Source organism: Streptomyces sp. NPDC048106, from assembly GCF_040706415.1.
Lineage (GTDB): Bacteria > Actinomycetota > Actinomycetes > Streptomycetales > Streptomycetaceae > Streptomyces.
The window spans coordinates 13,001-31,615 of the sequence record NZ_JBEZND010000056.1 but is presented as its reverse complement, the minus strand read 5'-3'; the positions used below and the strand labels follow the sequence as shown (position 1 = coordinate 31,615).

Annotated in this window: 18 protein-coding genes; 10 read left to right on the top strand and 8 right to left on the bottom strand. The window is 72.7% G+C overall.

The genetic code is table 11. The annotated features are described in order from the left end of the window. Positions 1 to 52: 52 nt before the first annotated feature. The 3 genes from AB0927_RS36870 (at position 53) to AB0927_RS36860 (ending at position 3,475) form a co-directional block, all read left to right on the top strand. Complete coding sequence (locus AB0927_RS36870; RefSeq protein ID WP_366672203.1) at positions 53 to 997, top strand: ROK family protein; 945 nt, start codon at positions 53 to 55, stop codon at positions 995 to 997. Next, a complete protein-coding gene (gene nagA, locus AB0927_RS36865; protein ID WP_366672202.1) occupies positions 997 to 2,175 on the top strand; it encodes an N-acetylglucosamine-6-phosphate deacetylase in 1,179 nt (392 codons plus the stop codon). Before AB0927_RS36870 ends, nagA begins: the two co-directional genes overlap by 1 nt. A 379-nt stretch (positions 2,176 to 2,554) precedes the next feature. Then, complete coding sequence (locus AB0927_RS36860) at positions 2,555 to 3,475, top strand: 1-phosphofructokinase family hexose kinase (RefSeq protein WP_366672201.1); 921 nt, start codon at positions 2,555 to 2,557, stop codon at positions 3,473 to 3,475. A gap of 7 nt (positions 3,476 to 3,482) precedes the next feature. Here AB0927_RS36860 and AB0927_RS36855 read toward each other — a convergent pair whose 3' ends face one another. Further along, entirely contained in the window at positions 3,483 to 4,385 is a 903-nt protein-coding gene (locus AB0927_RS36855; RefSeq protein WP_366672200.1) for a CBM35 domain-containing protein, read from the bottom strand. Positions 4,386 to 4,502: 117 nt separating this feature from the next. Beyond that, positions 4,503 to 6,146 carry a diguanylate cyclase CdgB gene (gene cdgB / locus AB0927_RS36850; protein ID WP_366672199.1) on the bottom strand — a complete coding sequence of 548 codons (1,644 nt, stop codon included), beginning with the start codon at positions 6,144 to 6,146 and terminating at the stop codon, positions 4,503 to 4,505. A 303-nt stretch (positions 6,147 to 6,449) separates the two neighbouring features. On the opposite strand from cdgB, the gene AB0927_RS36845 reads away from it, so the two are divergent. Both AB0927_RS36845 and AB0927_RS36840 read left to right on the top strand, forming a co-directional pair. Continuing rightward, positions 6,450 to 7,022 carry a flavin reductase family protein gene (locus AB0927_RS36845; protein ID WP_366672198.1) on the top strand — a complete coding sequence of 191 codons (573 nt, stop codon included), beginning with the start codon at positions 6,450 to 6,452 and terminating at the stop codon, positions 7,020 to 7,022. Positions 7,023 to 7,091: 69 nt separating this feature from the next. After that, on the top strand, positions 7,092 to 7,559 hold the full coding sequence (locus AB0927_RS36840) for a GNAT family N-acetyltransferase (RefSeq protein WP_366672197.1): 468 nt from the start codon (positions 7,092 to 7,094) through the stop codon (positions 7,557 to 7,559). A 27-nt stretch (positions 7,560 to 7,586) separates the two neighbouring features. On the opposite strand, the gene AB0927_RS36835 is transcribed toward AB0927_RS36840, so the two are convergent. Both AB0927_RS36835 and arfB read right to left on the bottom strand, forming a co-directional pair. Beyond that, complete coding sequence (locus AB0927_RS36835) at positions 7,587 to 8,441, bottom strand: sigma-70 family RNA polymerase sigma factor (RefSeq protein ID WP_366672196.1); 855 nt, start codon at positions 8,439 to 8,441, stop codon at positions 7,587 to 7,589. 69 nt (positions 8,442 to 8,510) lie between these two features. Beyond that, positions 8,511 to 8,939: an alternative ribosome rescue aminoacyl-tRNA hydrolase ArfB gene (arfB, locus tag AB0927_RS36830; RefSeq protein WP_366672195.1), complete on the bottom strand. Its 429-nt coding sequence runs from the start codon at positions 8,937 to 8,939 to the stop codon at positions 8,511 to 8,513. Positions 8,940 to 9,113: 174 nt separating this feature from the next. On the opposite strand from arfB, the gene AB0927_RS36825 reads away from it, so the two are divergent. Both AB0927_RS36825 and AB0927_RS36820 read left to right on the top strand, forming a co-directional pair. Next, positions 9,114 to 9,689, top strand: coding sequence for a TerD family protein (locus AB0927_RS36825; RefSeq protein ID WP_366672194.1), 576 nt, complete (start codon positions 9,114 to 9,116; stop codon positions 9,687 to 9,689). Positions 9,690 to 9,784: 95 nt separating this feature from the next. Next, positions 9,785 to 10,735 carry a bifunctional GNAT family N-acetyltransferase/NUDIX hydrolase gene (locus AB0927_RS36820; RefSeq protein WP_366672193.1) on the top strand — a complete coding sequence of 317 codons (951 nt, stop codon included), beginning with the start codon at positions 9,785 to 9,787 and terminating at the stop codon, positions 10,733 to 10,735. Between the two features lie 25 nt (positions 10,736 to 10,760). On the opposite strand, the gene AB0927_RS36815 is transcribed toward AB0927_RS36820, so the two are convergent. Then, positions 10,761 to 12,152, bottom strand: a complete 1,392-nt coding sequence (locus AB0927_RS36815; RefSeq protein ID WP_366672192.1) for a M1 family metallopeptidase — start codon at positions 12,150 to 12,152, stop codon at positions 10,761 to 10,763. Between the two features lie 60 nt (positions 12,153 to 12,212). Between AB0927_RS36815 and AB0927_RS36810 the strand changes: the two genes are divergently transcribed. Then, positions 12,213 to 13,018 (top strand): IS5 family transposase gene (locus tag AB0927_RS36810; RefSeq protein ID WP_366672224.1). Its coding sequence is split into 2 segments (ribosomal slippage): positions 12,213 to 12,549 and positions 12,549 to 13,018, totalling 807 coding nucleotides; the frame shifts between segments, so codons are not numbered across the junction. Here the strand turns inward: AB0927_RS36810 and AB0927_RS36805 are convergent. Further along, on the bottom strand, positions 12,988 to 13,785 hold the full coding sequence (locus tag AB0927_RS36805) for a dienelactone hydrolase family protein (RefSeq protein ID WP_366672191.1): 798 nt from the start codon (positions 13,783 to 13,785) through the stop codon (positions 12,988 to 12,990). The two genes, AB0927_RS36810 and AB0927_RS36805, sit on opposite strands and share 31 nt — an antisense overlap. Before the next feature lie 892 nt (positions 13,786 to 14,677). Between AB0927_RS36805 and AB0927_RS36800 the strand changes: the two genes are divergently transcribed. Further along, the gene (locus AB0927_RS36800) at positions 14,678 to 15,178 is read left to right on the top strand and encodes a hypothetical protein (protein ID WP_366672190.1); all 501 of its coding nucleotides are present in this window, start codon (positions 14,678 to 14,680) and stop codon (positions 15,176 to 15,178) included. Positions 15,179 to 15,405: 227 nt separating this feature from the next. On the opposite strand, the gene AB0927_RS36795 is transcribed toward AB0927_RS36800, so the two are convergent. Further along, positions 15,406 to 16,092: a pentapeptide repeat-containing protein gene (locus AB0927_RS36795; protein ID WP_366672189.1), complete on the bottom strand. Its 687-nt coding sequence runs from the start codon at positions 16,090 to 16,092 to the stop codon at positions 15,406 to 15,408. Positions 16,093 to 16,206: 114 nt separating this feature from the next. Between AB0927_RS36795 and AB0927_RS36790 the strand changes: the two genes are divergently transcribed. Further along, positions 16,207 to 17,700, top strand: coding sequence for an MFS transporter (locus tag AB0927_RS36790; RefSeq protein WP_366672188.1), 1,494 nt, complete (start codon positions 16,207 to 16,209; stop codon positions 17,698 to 17,700). A gap of 101 nt (positions 17,701 to 17,801) precedes the next feature. Here the strand turns inward: AB0927_RS36790 and AB0927_RS36785 are convergent, their stop codons facing one another. Next, positions 17,802 to 18,452 (bottom strand): hypothetical protein, encoded by a 651-nt coding sequence (locus tag AB0927_RS36785; RefSeq protein ID WP_366672187.1) that lies wholly within the window; start codon positions 18,450 to 18,452, stop codon positions 17,802 to 17,804. Positions 18,453 to 18,615: the final 163 nt, after the last annotated feature.

Here is an 18,615-nt window from a genome sequence, read left to right as displayed (position 1 = left end):
CACCACGCGAATGGACTAGACCTCTCGTGGGTCAGCGGGCCACACTGTCCCCGTGAGACATGTCATCGCCCTGGACGTGGGCGGTACGGGGATGAAGGCCGCCCTCGTCGGGGACGACGGCGCCCTGCTGCACCGTGCCCGCCGCGCCACCGGCCGCGAGCGCGGCCCCGACGCGGTGGTCGCGGGCATCCTCGACTTCGCCGCCGAGCTGTACGCGTACGGCGCCCGGCACCACGGCACCCCGGCCGCCGCCGGCATCGCGGTGCCCGGCATCGTCGACGAGGAGCACGGCATCGCCGTCTACGCCGCCAACCTCGGCTGGAAGGACGTGCCCCTGCGCGACCTGCTCGCCGAGCGGCTCGGCGTGCCCGTCGCGCTCGGCCACGACGTGCGCACCGGCGGCCTCGCCGAGGGCCGGATCGGCGCGGGCCGGGGCACCGACCGCTTCCTGTTCGTGCCGCTCGGCACCGGCATCGCGGGCGCGATCGGGATCGACGGGCGGGTGGAGTCCGGGGCGCACGGCTTCGCGGGCGAGATCGGCCATGTCGTCGTACGCCCCCAGGGCGCGCCCTGTCCGTGCGGGCAGCGCGGCTGTCTGGAGCGGTACGCCTCCGCGGCCGCCGTCAGCGAGGCCTGGGCGGCGGCCGGGGGGAACCCGGACGCGGACGCGGCCGACTGCGCGCGGGCCGTCGCGGCGGGCGACCCCGGGGCCCGCCGGGTCTGGCAGGAGGCGGTGGACGCGCTCGCCGACGGGCTGGTCACCGCGCTCACCCTGCTGGACCCGCGCACGCTGATCATCGGTGGCGGTCTCGCCGAGGCGGGGGAAGTGTTGTTCCGGCCCCTGCGGGAGGCCGTCCGGCGCCGGGTCACCTTCCAGAAACTGCCGTCCATCGTCCCCGCCGCCCTCGGCGACACCGCCGGCTGCCTGGGCGCGGGCCTGCTCGCGCGGGATCTGCTGGCCGGCGCCATCCCTACGACTCCGGAGGTAAGCACCTGATGGCCACAGAGCGGGACAGTCGGGCGCCGGGTGGAGGCAGCACCCCGCAGGTTCTCACCAGCGCGAACGTGGTGCTTCCCACCGGCACGATGCCGGGCGGCCAGGTAGCCGTGGACGGCGGGCGCATCACCGCCACCGCGCCGGCCGGCGCCCGGGTGGTGGACGTCAGCGGCCACTGGCTGGTCCCCGGCTTCGTCGACCTCCACAACCACGGCGGCGGCGGGGCCTCCTTCTCCGGCACCGCCGAACAGATCCTCACCGCCGTCCGCACCCACCGCGCGCACGGCACCACCACCCTCGTCGCCTCCACCGTCACCGACGAGATGGACCTGCTCGTCCGGCAGGCCGGAGTGCTCAGCGAGCTGGCCGAGCAGGGCGAGATCGCGGGGATCCACTTCGAGGGGCCGTTCATCTCGCCGTGCCGCAAGGGCGCCCACTCCGCGGCGCTGCTGCGCGACCCGGAGCCGGCCGAGGTGCGCAAGCTGATCGACGCGGCGCGCGGGCAGGCACGGATGCTCACGCTCGCCGCCGAGCTGCCCGGCGGCATCGACTCGGTACGGCTGCTCGCCGAGCACGGGGTGATCGCGGCGATCGGCCACACGGACGCGACGTACGAGCAGACGGTGGACGCCATCGAGGCGGGCGCCACCGTCGCCACGCACCTGTTCAACGCGATGCCCGGCCTCGGCCACCGCGCCCCGGGCCCGGTCGCCGCGCTGCTGGAGGACGAGCGGGTCACGGTCGAGCTGATCAACGACGGCACGCATCTGCATCCGGCCGCGCTGGAGCTGGCCTTCCACCACGCGGGCCCGGACCGGGTGGCGTTCATCACGGACGCGATGGACGCGGCCGGCAGCGGCGACGGCCGGTACCTGCTGGGCCCGCTGGAGGTGGAGGTCAGCGAGGGCGTGGCCCGGCTGGTGGAGGGCGGTTCGATCGCGGGCTCCACGCTGACGCTGGACCGGGCCTTCAAGCGGGCGGTGACCGTGGACCGGCTGCCGGTCGAGGACGTGGTCAAGGCCCTGTCCGCCAACCCGGCCCGGCTGCTGGGCCTCTCGGACCGGATCGGCTCCCTGGAGCCCGGCAAGGACGCGGACCTGGTACTGCTGGACGCGGACTTCGAGGTGCGGGGCGTGATGCGGCGGGGCGAGTGGGTGGTGGAGCCCCGACTGGGCTGATATGCCCGGCTGTTTCCCTAGGGCCTCTCTTTCGGATCTTGTCGGCGGTCGCGGGGTCTGGCACGCACTCCCCCACTGCCTGAAGGGCGTGGGGGGACCCCCAGCGGCGTTGTCGTCACTCGCCGACTCCCCCACGCTCGGCTTCGCTCGCGCGGGGGCACCCCCATCGCGTCGACTCGTTCCTCCGCCTTGCATCTGCACGCACCAGACCCCGCTCGGGTCGGTCACAAGGCGCCGTCGGCGCCGGAGCGACCTGATCCGAAAGAAAGGCCCGAGACGGCGGCCGCCCGCGACTGGGCCGGCCGCCGTCCGTTTGGCATGATCGGGGCCCGGCGACGCGGCGGCGGGCGGCGCCGGAACTTCGAGGGAGGCGGCCCGGTTGATCCTCACGGTCACGCTGAACACCGCTCTCGACATCACCTACCGGGTGCGGTCACTGCGCCCGCACGCCTCGCACCGGGTCTCGGAGGTCATCGAGCGTCCGGGCGGAAAGGGCGTGAACGTGGGCCGGGTGCTCGCCGCGCTCGGGCATGAGGTGACGGTCACCGGGTTCGCGGGCGGCGGCACGGGCCGGGCGGTCCGGGACCGGCTGGCCGGGACCGAGGGGCTGACGGACGCGCTGGTGCCGGTGGCGGGGGCGACCCGGCGCACGATCGCGGTGGTCGACGAACGCTCCGGCGACACCACGCAGTTGAACGAGCCGGGCCCGCAGATCGCGCCCGCCGAGTGGGGCGCCTTCCTGGACGCCTACGCCGGACTCCTGCCCGGCGCCGAGGCGGTGGCCCTGTGCGGCAGCCTGCCGCCGGGGGTGCCGGTGGGGGCGTACGCCGGGCTCATACGCGCCGCGCGGTCCGCCGGCGTGCCGGTCCTGCTGGACACCAGCGGCGAGCCGCTGCGGCGCGGGGTGGCGGCCCGCCCCGACGTCATCAAGCCCAACGCCGACGAGCTGGCCGAACTCACCGGCTCCCATGATCCGTTGCGCGCCACCGAGGCCGCCCGCCGCCGGGGTGCCCACGCGGTCGTGACCTCCCTGGGCCCGGACGGCCTGCTCGCCGCCACCCCCGAGGGCCGCTGGCGCGCCACCGCCCCGGCCCGCCTGCCGGGCAACCCGACCGGCGCGGGCGACTCGGCGGTCGCCGCCCTCCTGTCCGGGCTGGTGGCCGACGCGCCCTGGCCGGTCCGCCTCCGCCACGCGCTCGCCCTCTCGGCGGCCACCGTCCGGGCACCCGCCGCGGGCGAGTTCGACCGGGAGACGTACCGGGACCTGCTGGACCGGGTACGGCCGACCGCGGTGCCTTAACCCTGTCCTAGCCGCGCTTCTGCTGGCCGGGCTTCAGCCAGAGCTGGTCCAGCAGGACGTTGCACTTGTCACCCTGCTGGCAGGAGAGCGAGACGGTGTTCGCCCCCTTGTTGAGGGTCGGGTACGCGTAGGTCTCGGTCCATGCCTGCGCCGGGTCGGACTGGTGCGTGAAGTTGGACAGGTTGAACTTGTTGCCGAACTCCTTGCCGTTGACCGTGAGGGTCATCGACTGGTCGTCGCCGGGGTTGTTGTACCGGGCGAACAGCGTGTACGTGCCGTCCGAGGGGATGTCGACCGTCCAGGTCACCGAGGCGCCCACCGTGTTGAGGCCGCCGATGTAGGAGCCCGAGGTCGAGCCCTTGACGTCCGAGGCCGTGGTCGCGCCGCCCGCGAGCTGGAGCTTGCCGGGGTCCGCCTTCAGCTCGGGCGTCGCCGGGCTGCTGCCCGTCGGCGTCGGCGCCGTGGACTGCCCCTGGGTCGGGGTCCCGCCCGCCTGGTTGTCCTGGTTGTCGTCCGAGTTGCCGTTGATCATGGCGATGCCGATGCCGATGACCACCGCGGCGACCACCGCGATCGCGCCGATCAGGAGACCCTTGGTGTTGGGCCCGCGGCGGCCGGGGCCGGGCTGGGGGGCCGGGGGGCGGCCGGACGGCGGGGGGCCGCCGGGCAGCGTCTCCGGGGCCTGGTAGTGCGCGTTCGGCTGGCCGTAGGCGCCCTGCTGCTGCGGGACGTAGGGCGGCTGCTGCTGGCCGTACTGACGCTCGCCGACCGTGCGCACCCTGCTGACCGAGTTCGGGTAGCCGTAACCACCGGACGGCGGCTGGGCACCTCTGGCCTGGCCGTCTGCGTACAGATAGCCGAACGGGTCGTCTTCCTCGGGCGTGCTCGCGCCGTTGTCGCCGGGCGTCATCCCTTGGTACTCCTCAACAGGTGCGAACGGATGCGGTCATGGCTGGAAAGGCGAGCCTACCCGCTCCAGCCCCGCCAAACAGGTGACGCAGACCGCATCAACTCGCTGACCTGGGATTCACCCCGCGCGTCGATGTTGTTTGGGACGAGATCGTTTCTCTACGTACATCCGCTCGTCGGCCGACTTCAGCACTTCGTCCGCGGTCATGCCGCAGTGGGCCCAGCCGATGCCGAAGCTGGCCCCCACCCGGACCGCCCGCCCCTCGGCCCGGATCGGCTGGATGATCTCGTTGCGCAGCCGTACGGCCAGGTCCTGGGCGTCCGCGCGGCCGAGGCCGTCGGCGAGGATCACGAACTCGTCGCCGCCGAGCCGGGCCACCGTGTCGCCGTCGCGCACCCCCTGGGACAGCCGCCGCGCCACCTCGATCAGGACGGCGTCGCCCGCGTTGTGCCCGAACCGGTCGTTGATCGACTTGAAGCCGTCCAGGTCGCAGAAGAGCACCGCGAGGCCCTTGGTGCCGTCGTCCTGCTCACCCTCGGGGGCGACGGTGTGCACATGGTGGTCGTAGCCCTCGTACGGCTCCGCGCCCGGCGCGAACTCGAATCCGTGCCCGGTGGGGCCCTCGAAGGCCGGGGGGTGGCCGTAGGCCGCGTCCAGGGCGTGCGCCGGGCGGCGGCACAGCCTGGCGGAGAGCCGGGAGCGCAGCTCGGCGGAGTTCGGCAGGCCGGTCAGCGAGTCGTGCGAGGCGCGGTGGGCGAGCTGGAGCTCGCGGCGCTTGCGCTCCTCTATGTCCTCGACGTGCGTGAGCAGGAAGCGGGGCCCGTCGGCCGCGTCCGCGACCACGCTGTTGCGCAGCGACACCCAGACGTAGCTGCCGTCGCGGCGGCCGAGGCGCAGCTCGGCCCTTCCGCCCTCCGCCGAGGTGCGCAGCAGGGTGCCGATGTCCTCGGGGTGCACGAGGTCGGAGAAGGAGTAGCGGCGCATCGCGGAGGCCGGCCGGCCCAGCAGCCGGCACAGGGCGTCGTTGGTGCGCAGGATGCGGCCGTGCTGTTCGCCGCCCATCTCGGCGATGGCCATGCCGGACGGCGCGTACTCGAACGCCTGCCGGAAGCTCTCCTCGCTCGCCCGCAGCGCCTGCTGCTCGCGCTCCAGGCGGACCAGGGCGCGCTGCATGTTGGAGCGCAGCCGGGCGTTGCTGATCGCGATGGCGGCCTGGAAGGCGTACATCTGGAGGGCCTCGCGGCCCCAGGCGCCGGGCAGCCTGCCGTTGCGCGGGCGGTCCACGGATATGACGCCGAGCAGTTCCCCGCAGGCGCCGCCCGGCACGCCCGGGGTGTACATGGGGGCGAACAGGCGGTCGGCGGGGTGCCACTCGTCCTCGAAGCGGGGCGCGGGCCCGTCCGTGAACCACTGGGGCACGTCGTCGTCGTCCAGCACCCAGCCCTCGGTGTGCGGTATGAAGACGAGGTCGCCCCAGTGTTCGCCCATGGTCAGGCGCCGCTCCCAGGCGTCGCGGGAGCCGACCCGGCCGGTGATCAGGGACTCGGCGGCGGAGTTCCCGGAGAACGCGGCGACGACGAGGTCGCCGTCGGGTCGTACGAGGTTCACGCCCGCCATCTCGTACCCGAGTGCGTTGACCGCGCCGTCGGCGACGGTCTGGAGGGTGTCCGCGAGGCTGCGGGCCGTGTTCATGTCGGCCATGACCTGGTGCAGCTGACGCAGGGACGCAAGACGGACGTACGGCTCCGACTCGGTCTCCATGCTCGCCCTCCCCCCGAGACCTCGTAGCGAATCAAGGGTCGTCGTCTTCGGCGCCTCGTGGTTGCTCCAGCAGTTCCACGGCCACTGAATCACAGCGCGCTGCCCACTCGGTACACAGGGTCAACAATTCCTGCCCCTTGTGACTCAAGTCACAGCAAAACATGAACAATTGGGCGGGCTTTCCGCGTTTTTCCGTGTTCGCCGGATGCCGGGCTTTCCAGTCGGCTCCGCCGCTGGTCCTAGGACCCGGCTCGGGCGGAGGCCCGATGCGGGGCGCACGGGACGCAGACTAGCGTTTCCGGCGTGCTGAAGACGCCTTCCCCCACCACCCTCGCAGCTTCCGGGCATGCTGAGGGGGTGAGCAACGACGAGTTCCGGGCCGCGATGTCCCGGCTGGCCGCGGGTGTGGTCCTGGTCACCGCGCAGGAACCGCCGCTCGACCCGGACGACCCGCACGCGCCGGGCGCGGAGGACGTCGGCATGACCGCGACGGCCTTCATGTCGGTCTCCCTCGACCCGCCGCTGGTGCTGGTCAGCCTGCGGGAGGGCTCGCGCATGGACGACCTGCTCGCCGAACAGCCGCTGTGGGCGGTGTCGGTGCTCGCCGAGAGCCAGCGGCACGTCGCGGGCCGCTTCGCCATGAAGGGCCGCATCAGCGACCGGCTCCTCTTCGAGGACCTCGTGTACGCGCGCGGCGAGGTGACGAACGCCCCGCTGGTGGCCGGCGCGCTCGCGACCCTGGAGTGCCGGACCGAGCAGCGGGTGGCGGCCGGGGATCACACGCTGGTCATCGGGCGGGTGCTGACGGCTCGGGCGCCGAGCGCGGAGGGCGGACCGCTGACGTATTTCCGGGGCCGCTACCGGCAGTTGGGCTGAGGCCCCTCGTGCCTCGGTGGCACGGGAACTCGCTGGTGGCGGGGTGAACTCGCCGCCTAGGGTGCGCGGATGACACTGCACCTGGAAGAGATCACGCCCCGCACCTTCGAGGCGGCGATCGGCATCCGCGTCCGGCCCGACCAGGAACACGCGGTCGAGTCGGTGGAGCGCTCGCTCGCCGAGGCGTGCGTCCACCCGGCGGGGGTGGCCTGGCCCCGGCTGATCCTCGACGGCTCGCGGCCGGTCGGGTTCCTCATGGCCTTCCTCGACATCGACTGGTACGGCGACGGGAGCGTGCGCCGGTCCGGGCTGTGGCGGCTGAACATCGCGGCGGACGAGCAGGGGCGGGGGTACGGACGCTTCGCGGTGTCCGCCGTGGGCGAGGAGATCCGGCGCCGGGGCGGCTCCGAGCTGTACGTCACGTGGCATCCCGGTACGGACGGTCCCGAGGACTTCTATCTCCGGCTGGGTTTCCGGAAGAACGGGGAGACCAGCGGGGGGCAGACGGTGGGGGTGCTGGCGCTGGGGGACGCGTAAGCGGCCGAGGGGGGCGGGGCCGGCGGCTCACACCGGCTCCTCCAGGTCCAGGTCGGCCAACCGGGCCGCGCCGGAGAGGACGTCGATCGCCAGGATGCGTCCCGCCGCCGAGAAGGTGAAGGCGAGGACCCGCTCCGCCGCACCGTCCGGCCCCCGCACCACCAACCCGGTGGCCCCGTCGACCAGTACCGGGCGCGCCACCCTCGCCAGCGCCGCGAACCGCGCCGCGTTGGACGCCACTTCCGCCGCCCCGACCGTCGTACCGGTCTCCCCCCGCGCCACCACCTCGGGGTCCAGCACGGCCAGCAGGCCCTCGAAGTCCCCCTCGCGCGCCGCCGCGAGGAACGCGTCGACCACCGCCCGCTGCCGCGCGAGGTCCGCCTCCGGCGCGGCAGCGCCCCGCACCCGGCGCCGCGCCCGGCTGGCCAGTTGCCGTGCGGCGGCCGGGCTGCGCCCGAGGATCCCGCCGACCTCCTCGAACGGCACCCCGAACAGATCGTGCAGCACGAACGCCAGCCGCTCCGCGGGCCCGAGCGTGTCGAGGACGACGAGCAGCGCCACCCCCACCGAGTCGGCGAGCAGCGCGTCCTGCGCGGGATCCGGTGCGCCCGACGGCCCCGGCTGCCAGCTCTCCAGCGGCTGCTCGCCCCGCGCCCGGCGGGACCGGAGCAGGTCGAGACAGATCCGGCCGACCACGGTCGTCAGCCAGCCCGCGAGGTTCTCCACCTCGCTGGTGTCGGACCGGCTCAGCCGCAGCCACGCCTCCTGCACCGCGTCCTCGGCCTCCGCGGCCGAGCCCAGCATCCGGTAGGCGACGGCGCGCAGATGGCCCCGGTGCGCCTCGAAACGGCGGGCCAGGAAGTCGTTGTCGTGAGCGTCCATACCCGGCTGACGGCTCCCGGACCGAAGATGTGACAAGCGGCGAACAAAGATGGCGCGGGGGCGGACCCGCTATCCCCAGTCCCGCCCCGAACGCCCGCGCTTGGTGTCGGCGCGCTGCTTCTTCTCCCGCAGCCGGCGCTCGTTGATGCCGCGCGGTATCCGCGTGGGCTTGCGGGGCTTGGGCGGGGGCGCGCTGGCCTCCGCGAGGAGCGCGGCGAGGCGGACGGCGGCGGCCTCGCGGTTGCGCCACTGGGAGCGGTGCTCGGACGCGCGTACGGTCACCACCCCGTCGACGAGCCGGGCGGCCAGCCGCTCAAGGGCCCGCTCCTTCCACACCGGCGGCAGCGCCTCGGTGGCCGCCAGGTCGAAGCGCAGCTCCACCTGGGAGTCACTGGTGTTGACATGCTGTCCGCCGGGCCCGGACGACCTGGAGAAACGCCACATCAGCTCGGCCTCGGGAAGTGAGACGGAGCCGCGGATGACGTGAGGACCGGACATGCCTTCCATGTTCCCGGCCCGGCCCGTCCGCGTCACCTGGATTTCCGAAACCGTGGGGAAGCCCGGGTAAAAAAGGTAAAGGGAGTCCGGAACCACCGGGACGCCCCCGGCGTTCTCCCGGGTGACGGTAGCTTCGTCGGCACGCACAGGGAAATCTAGGAAGGGACTCCCAACATGGCTGTAAGCCTGTCCAAGGGTGGCAACGTCTCGCTCTCCAAGGAGGCTCCGGGCCTGACGGCCGTCACCGTGGGCCTCGGCTGGGACGTCCGCACCACCACGGGCACCGACTTCGACCTGGACGCCTCCGCCATCGCGGTCAACACGCAGGGCAAGGTCTACTCGGACGCCCACTTCGTCTTCTTCAACAACAAGCAGACCCCGGACAACACCATCGTGCACACCGGCGACAACCGCACGGGCGAGGGCGCGGGCGACGACGAGGCGATCAACGTCAACCTGGCCGGCCTCCCGGCCGACATCGACAAGGTCGTCTTCCCGGTCTCCATCTACGACGCCGAGAACCGCGGCCAGAACTTCGGCCAGGTGCGCAACGCCTACATCCGCGTCGTCAACCAGGCCGGCGGCGCGGAGATCGCCCGCTACGACCTGTCCGAGGACGCCGCCACCGAGACGGCCATGGTCTTCGGCGAGCTGTACCGCAACGGCGCGGAGTGGAAGTTCCGCGCGGTGGGCCAGGGTTACGCCTCGGGCCTGGTCGGCATCGCCCAGGACTTCGGCGTCAACGTCTGACGGACCGCCGTCGCCGCCCTTCCCCGCCGAGCGCCCGGCAGGGAAGGGCGGGAATCCCGGAGAGCGCGGCCGGTCACCGGGGTAGCTTCCACCCCGTGATCCTCGATCCCCTCGCCCCCGGCCGGACCATCCAAGGCCCCCTGCTGACCGAACTCACCGCGCTGTACGCCTCCAACCGCGCCTTCCACCGGCTCAGCGGCGACTTCCCCGACCCGGACGACATACGGCCGGAGCAGGTCGCGCGGGCACTGGCCGGGGACCTGGCCGTGCCGGGCGCCGAAGTGCTCCTCGCCCGCACCGGCGAGGGCCGGCTCGTCGGCCTCGCGATCACCCTCGACCGGCATCCCGACCCCGCCGATCCGGACCCCTGGATCGGCCTGCTGATGGTGCACGCGGGCGAACAGCAACGCGGCTACGGCCGCGCCCTCGCCGAACGCGTCGAGGACCGGCTCCGCGCCCGGGGCCATGCCGCCGCCCGCCTCGCCGTACTCGACGGCAACCACGCGGGCCTGGCCTTCTGGACCGCTCTCGGCTACGAGGTCCTCGACCAGCGCGTGGACCGTGCCCTCGGCCGCCCCTGCGCCGTCCTGCGCAAACCGCTGCGCACGCCCCGCCCGGCGGCCCGGATCGCGGTCGTGGACCCGGAGGGTTCGGTCCTGCTGTTCCGGTACGACAATCCCGAGGTCGGCGTCCACTGGGCCCTGCCCGGCGGCGGGCTGGAGGCGGGCGAGGGCCCGCGCGAGGGCGCTGTGCGGGAGCTGGCCGAGGAGACGGGCTGGACGGATCTGACGCCGGGCCCGCTGCTGTGCACCTGGGAACACGACTTCACGCGCGCGGGGGTGCCGGTGCGCCAGTACGAGCACGTCTACGTCACCCGGGGACCCCGCCGGGAGCCGGCCGGCCCCGGCGTCGCCGCCGCGCACGCCGCCGACTCCATCCTGACGTGGCGCTGGTGGACCCGGCGGGAACTGACCGAGGAGCGCGAGCCGGTGTGGCCGCCGGGGCTGGGCCGGATGCTGGACGCCTGGCCGCCGGAGGGCGACTGACGCCACCGGGACCGGCACCGCGGGCTCACGGGTGGGCCGGTCTGCCCTCGCCGTACAGCCAGTCCTTCCAGATCTCGCCGAAGTCCTCGCGGGGGAAGCGGTGCTGGACGTACGCCGTGAAGTCGGAGGTGCTCGCGTTGCCGTAGCGGTGGGCGGCCGGCCAGGCGCGCAGGAGGGCGAAGAAGGCCTTGTCGCCGACCTTCTGGCGGATCTTGTGGAGGACCATCGCGCCGCGTTCGTAGACGGGGGACGCGGAGATGTGGTCGGCACCCGAGGGGGTGGCGGGCGGGAAGGCCCAGAGGGCGCTGTCGCGGGCGTGGTAGTACGACAGGAAGGTCTGCTCGGCCGTGTCGCCGCCGTGGTCCTCGTCCCACAGCCACTGGGCGTACGTGGCGAAGCCCTCGTTGAGCCACATGTCGCGCCAGGACCTGGGGGTGACGCAGTCGCCGTACCACTGGTGGGCGAGTTCGTGGACGAGGGTGCCGATCTCGGGGGTGCCGGGGAAGACGGGGCGGTTCTGGGTCTCCAGGGCGTAACCGGCGTCGTCCGGGCGGTCGATGACGGCGCCGACGGAGGAGAAGGGGTACGGCCCGAACGTGTCCTGTTCCCACTTCACGATCTCGGGGAGTCTCGCGAGGACCCGCGCGCTCGACTTCACCTGCGTGGGGTCGACCGCGGTGAGGACGGGCAGCCCGCCGGGGCCCTTCGAGCGGGTGATGTCGAAGTGGCCGATCGCGACGGTGGCGAGGTAGCCGGCCATCGGTTGAGCGGTGTGCCAGTGGTAGGCCGTACGGCCGGCGCGGGTGGACTGGTCGGCCAACTCGCCGTTGGAGACGGCCTGGAGACCCTGCGGGACGGTGACGGTGATGTCGTAGGAGGCCTTGTCGGAGGGGTGGTCGTTGCCGGGGAACCACGCCATGGATCCGACCGGCTCGCCGAGGCCGAGCGCGCCGTCGGCCGTGGGCAGCCAGCCCTCCGCGGAGCCGTCGGGGTCGGTGAGGGTCTCCGGGACGCCGGAGTAGCGGACGGTCGTACGGAAGGTATGGCCGCCGCGCAGGTCGTCGTGCGGCCGGACGGTGAGCTCCTGCCCGGCCCGGTTGTAGCGGGCGTCCCGGCCGTCGACACCGACCGAGTCCACGTGCAGCCCGGCGAGGTCGAGGTCGAAGGCGGACAGGTCCTTGGTGGCGCGGGCGGTGATGACCGCCGTGCCGGTGAGGCGGCGGGTGGCCGGGGTGTAGTCCAGGGTGAGGGCGTAGTGGTCCACGTCGTACCCGCCGTTCCCCGCCTTCGGGAAGTACGGGTCCCGCACGCCCGGACCGCCCGGCGTGCCGTGCACCCCGCGCCCGCACCCGGCGCCGGTGAGGGCGATCGCCATCGCGACCGCGGCGGCCTGCACCAGGCGTACGGATCTGGACATGTCAGCGATCTTAGAAGCCATCTCATTTGGTTCGGTAGGCTGTCGGTCGTGGTTTCGATTGTGGAGCGGCTGGTGCCGGCTGAGTTGTGGGAGCTGTTCCAGCGGGTGGTTCCGGAGGCGCCATCGCGACCTCAGGGCGGTGGCCGACGTCGGCACGGTGACCGGGAGGTGCTGGCTGCGATCGTGTTCGTGGCCACGTCGGGCTGCACGTGGCAGCAGTTGCCGTCCGCGTCGTTCGGACCGTCGGGAGCGACCGCGCACCGGCGTTTTACCGAGTGGACAAAGGCCAGGGTGTGGGCCAAACTCCACCGCCTCGTCCTCGACGAACTCGGCTCCCGCGGCGAGCTGGACTGGTCCCGCTGTGCCATCGATTCCGTGAACATGAGGGCCCTGAAAAAGGGGACCTGACGGGTCCGAATCCTGTGGACCGGGGCAAGTACGGCTCGAAGATCCACTTGATCACCGAGCGGACCGGTCTGCCCCTGTCCGTCGGAATCTCGGGTGCGAACCTGCATGACAGCCAGGCGCTGATCCCTCTGGTGAAGGGGATCCCGCCGATCCGCTCCCGGCGTGGACGCCGGCGACGCAGGCCAGGAAAGCTCCACGCCGACAAGGGGTACGACTATGACCACCTGCGACGATGGTTACGCGGGCGCGGCATCAGGCACCGCATTGCACGCAAGGGCATCGAGTCCTCGACCCGCCTGGGCCGCCACCGCTGGACTGTAGAGCGCACGATGGCCTGGCTCGCCGGATGCCGCCGCCTGCACCGCCGCTACGAGCGCAAAGCTGAGCACTTCCTCGCCTTCACCAGCATCGCCTGCACCCTCATCTGCTACCGCCGACTCACAGCCCTACTGGCGTGAGCTGCCAGGTGGCGGGAAACGAAGTCGCGCCAGAGGGTCACGGCGACGGGCTTTGTTTCGGCGTGCTGACCGGTGTGGCCAACCAGTTGCTTGTCCTGTGACCCGAGGGTGTCGAAGAGGGCCAGTTGACCGTCCTTGGGGAAGATCTCGTCGTGCCATTGGACGTGAAACAGTGCTGGGGCGCTGATCCGTCGGGCGTCCGCCGCGATGCGTTCCGGCGCTTCGAGGCCTTTGTGCAGGGCTGGTCCTTGCCAGAGGCCGAACTTGCCGAGGACGACACATCGGAGTTGGTCGCCCATGGCGGCCGCCAAGGGGATGCCGAACCGTGTTCCCATGGACATTCCCAGGTAGGCGAGGTTATCGGTGTCCGCGATGCCCAAGGCGCCGAGGGCGTCCACAGCCGCCTGCCAGTCGTCGGCCATTCGATCGAGGACGACATCGATCCCCTCTTCGGCGATGCGGGCCTGATACTCCGCGGCTGGTAGTGGGTTGGGGACTCGCTCGCCGTGGTAAGGCCCGTCGATCGCGAGTGCGGCAAGGCCGACATGGGACGCGAACCAGCGAGCCAGACTACCGATTCGCTCACTGCTCTTGTGCCCGCTGCCTCCGTGTCCTAGCAGGACCAGAGCAGGCGGTGACGAGATAGGCGAAGGCGGTAGCCAGAGCATCCCCGGGACGACGCTGGCTTCTCGGGCCAAACGAAACCCCTGCTCAACGGCACCGTCGTCCACAATGCGACGGTCGGTCCACTCGATTACCGTGTCCACGTAACCATCCAACCAGGCGCCTGTCATGACGGACGGGCAGCCGATGCGCCCGTACAGCCCGCCGTCGCCCCTGCATCACTCAACCTTTTCGCCACCACAGTCCGACCAAATGAGATGGCTTCTTAGGCGGAAGCGGATCACGGCCCGAGGCGGATCCGGGGCCGCCGGTCCGGGCCGGGCCGGACCCCGAGACGAGGCGGACCCCGATCCGGGCCGGACCGCAGGCCGGGCGGAGCCGGGCCAGACCCCGGGCCGGGCCGGGCCCCCTACCGAGCCGGCCGGACCGCAGGCCGGGCGTAACCGGCCCAGACCCCCGAGCCGGGCCCCGGGCGGGCCGGACCGCAGGCCTGACCGAGCCGGGCCGGACCCTGGGGCAGAGCCGGGGCGAGCCGAGCCGGACCCCGGACCAAGCCGAGCCAAACCCCGAACCGAGCCGGACCCCGGACGGACCCAGAGCCGGGCCGGACCCTGGGGCCGAGCCAGACCCCGGACCGAGCCGGGCCGGATCCCGGGGCTGAGCCGGGCCGGGCACCGGGCCGAGCCGGGCCGGACCCCGAGCCGAGGCGGAACCCGATCCGGGGCCGGACCACAGGCCGGGCCGATCCGGGCCGGACCCCGGACCAAGCCGAGCCAAACCCCGAGCCGAGCCGGACCCCGGACGGACCCTGGGGCCGAGCCAGACCCCGGACGGGCCCTGGGGCCGAGCCGGACCCCGAGCCGAGGCGGATCCCGAATCCGGGCCCGGACCACAGGCCGGGCCGATCCGGGCCGGACCCCGGACCGAGCCGAGCCAGACCCCGAGCCCAACCAGACCCTCGACCGAGCCGAGCAGACCCCGAGCCGGGCCCCGGGCCGCGGCCAGGCGTGCCCGGTGTCGTGACACCATCGGCAGGTGCTCGATATCGGCTACGCCCTCTCCAACCGGTTCCCGGACCCCCCGCAGACCGACTACCGCCGCGCGGACGTCCACGCGCTGCGGCACGACCTGTTCTGCGGGGACGTGTACCTCGCGGACACCAAAACGGACCGGGAGTTGTCCACAGCCTGGGGATGGGTTCCGGTGCTGGACTTCGCGTGGGCGCTGTGCGACATCACGGAACGGCTCGACCGGGACCCGATGGGCTCCCGTGCCGCCCGGCCGCAGCACGCGGAGCTGGACTTCACCGAGTCCAGTGACCGGCTGCTCTTCGAGCGCCGCTTCGGCTGGGTCGACATCACCGCCGACTGGCAGCCGTCGGACGAGGCGCCGCTCGCCTTCTCGCACGCCGAACTCCGCCGGGAGGCACGGGACTTCCTCCAGGACCTGATCGCCGACCTGGTCGACCTCCACGAGGACCTGGGCGAGAACCCGGCGATCTGGACCCTCCAGGCCCGCTTCCCCCGCGTCTCCTAGGGGTGTCCGGCGGATCTTGGTGGAGGGAAGTCACGGCACGGTTCTGACCCAGGTGAGCGGGGTCTGGTGCGTCGAGATGCAAGGCGGAGGAGGGAGTCGACGCATGGGGGTGCCCCCGCGCGAGCGAAGCCGAGCGTGGGGGAGTCGGCGACCGACGACAACGCCGCAGATCGGCGTGCCGGACCCCGCGTCTGCGCCAAGATCCGCCGGACACCCCCTAGCCGCCCCTACTCCACGCGGATCCCGACCGCCGCCGCCAACGCCGGGGCCAGGTCCAGCAGTTGAGCCGTGCTGATCAGCGCGCCGGACAACCGGTCGAGGCCCCGGGCGATCTCCAGCGGCGCGGCACCGCGCAGGTCGACGTCCCGCAGGGTCGCCCCGCTGAAGTCCGCCCCCTTCAGCGCGCAGTCCACGAACTCCACCCGCTCCAGGCGGGCGTTCGCGAAGTCCGGCTCGACCAGGACGCAGGACTCGAAGACCACGTCCCGCAGCCGGGCCATGCGCAGGTTCAGGTAGTCGATCTTGCCGCCGCGCACGACGACCCGCTCCAGCACGGCGCCGTGCAACTGGGTGCCGCCGAGGCGCGGGTCGGTCAGCTCGACGTCGCGCAGGGTGGCCTCGGAGAGGTCGGTGCCGACCCCGCGCGGGGCGGTGAGCGCGGAGTCGAGGACGCGGGCGTGGCGAAGCCGCAGCTCGTCGACCGCGCAGCCCCGCAGCGCGCAGTCCATGAACCGGGCGCCCGCCGCGTCCTGCCCGCTCAGGTCCGCGTCCCGGAACTCCAGCCCGTCGTAGTCACCGTCGGGCGCCAGCGCTCCGCCGTCCCACGGCTCCAGCGGCGGCAGCCTCAGCTCCGGCCGCCGCGCGCCCCGTGCCACCCGGCTCCCGCCGGTCGTTCCCCTCGCCATGGGTCCCATGCTGCACCCCGCCACCGACAATCGTCCCCATCCGCACGCGGGCGGGCCGCGGAACCCCGACCGGGGTCGCGGCACCCGGATGCGGTACGTCCCGATCCATGCTCTTCTGGCCAGATGAGCATCGGCCGAACGGGTGAGTCCCGGGCCGCCGCGGAGGCAACGGATCCGCACCGCTGGTGGGGGCTGGTCGTCATAGCCCTGGCCCAGCTGATGGTGGTCCTGGACGCCACGATCGTGAACATCGCGCTTCCCTCCGCGCAGCGCGCCCTGCACATGTCCGATGGCAACCGGCAGTGGGTGATCACCGCGTACACCCTCGCCTTCGGCGGGCTGCTCCTGCTGGGCGGCCGGATCGCCGATCTCGTGGGGCGAAAACGCACCTTCGTGACCGGGCTGGTCGGCTTCGCGGCCGCCTCCGCGCTCGGCGGGGCCGCGACCGGCTCCGGCATGCTCTTCGGCGCCCGCGCACTCCAGGGCGTCTTCGCCGCCTTGCTCGCGCCCTCCGCGTTGTCCCTGCTGACCACGACGTTCACCGACCCGCGCGAGCGGGGCAGGGCCTTCGGGGTCTACAGCGCACTGGCCGGCAGCGGTTCCGCGATCGGGCTGGTCGTCGGCGGGATGCTCACCGAGTACCTGACCTGGCGCTGGTGTCTGTACGTGAACGTGCCCATCGCGGCGCTCGCCGTCTTCGGCGCGTTCACGCTGCTGCACGACCGGCCGGGGCACACGGACGTCCGGCTCGACGTTCCCGGCGTGCTGCTGGGCTGCGGGGGCCTGGTCGCGATCGTCTACGGCGTCAGCGCGGCCGAGCCGCGCGGCTGGGCCGATCCACTGGTGCTCGCGCTGCTCGCGGCCGGGGCGCTGCTGCTCGTGGCGTTCGTGTGGTGGCAGGCGCGGGCGCCGAGCCCGCTGCTGCCGCTGCGGATCCTGCGCAGCCGGGACCGGGCGGGGTGTCTGCTGACGATGACGTTCGCGGTGATCGGCATGTTCGGGCTGTTCCTCTTCATGACCTACTACCTCCAGGTCATCCTCGGCTACTCGCCGGTCCGGACGGGCCTGGCCTTCCTGCCGATGACCGCCGCGATCGCCGTCGGGGCGACGCAGATCTCCGCGCGGCTGCTGCCGCGGGTGCCGCCGCGGCGGCTGCTGGTGCCGGGCATGCTGCTGGCGGCGAGCGGGCTGGCGCTGCTCACCCGGCTGACCGTGCGCTCCTCCTACGCCGGGGAGATCCTGCCCAGCCTGCTGCTGCTGGGGCTCGGCATGGGGCTGACCTTCATGCCGGTGTTCGCCACGGCCACGGCGGGGGTCGCGCCGCGTGACTCCGGGGTCACCTCGGCGACCGTCAACACCGCCCAGCAGGTCGGCGGTTCGATCGGCACGGCCCTGCTGAACACGATCGCCACCACCAGCACCGCGGCCTACGTCGCCGCCCGCCCGCACCGGCCCGGCACGGTCCCGGCGGGCGTGGTCCACGGCTACACCGTCGCCATCGCCTGGGCCGCCGTGATCATGCTCGTCTCCGCCCTGACCGCCGGCCTCCTGGTGACCGCCCCGGCCCCGGAACACGGCGCCCCGGCCGGAACCCCGGTGCGGGAGTCGGTGGGCTAGGGTCTTTCGTTTGGATCAGGCCGGATCAGGGAGCGGCGCCAGACCCCGCGAGCCCGGCATGATCCAAACGAGAGGCCCTAGGCCGGGGCGGCCGAGCGCGATCAGCCGAGCGGGACGTCGAAGTTCTTCGCGGCGATGTCGGTCCCGTCGGAGCCCTTGGCCGCCAGCCGCTTGTAGCGCAGGACGAGCTTGTCCGCGTCCTTGGTCGGCGTGAAGACGATCCAGCCCGTCGACGTCTTGCCGGTCTCGGCGTCCTTCAGCGGCGGGTAGCCGGCCGCCTTGATCTCGTCGTCGAGGATGGTGGTGCTCGCCTGGTCGATGCCGTTGGGCATGCCGGTGAGGTAGAAGGACGTGGCGCCGAAGCTGTCGTAGTACTTCGAGCTCGCGGTGACCGTGACGTCCACCAGGACGACGTTCTCGTCCGCCAGCGCCGAGAACTTGGCCTTCGCCGCCGCCGACGGCTGGAAGTCCTTGACGTACTTGACGATGGTGGCCTTCTCGCCCATCACGTCGTCGTTGATCGTCTTGTTCACCGGCACGGCGGTGCCGGCGGCCGCGCCCCCGTCACCGGCGGCCGACTGCGACGGCGACGCCGCGGGCGAGGAGCCGTCGGACGTCGCGGACGCGGACGGCGTGGCCGAGGACACGACGTCGGCGCCCGCGCCGGAATCGTCGTTGCAGCCGGTGAGCAGCACGCCGCACACGGCCATCGTGGCGACGGCGGAAACACAGGTGGCGACCCGGATAGGCATGAAAAGGACCTCTCCCCGTTATGGAACGCGAGCCCACCGCGCGACGGACGCGACCAGGCGGAATCGATCATTCCTTCATTGACGACAACGCGGACCATGCTCCTCGGCCCATGTCGCGTTTTTGTCATGCATCGGTCGCGCTCTCGTCAAGAGATCATGACGC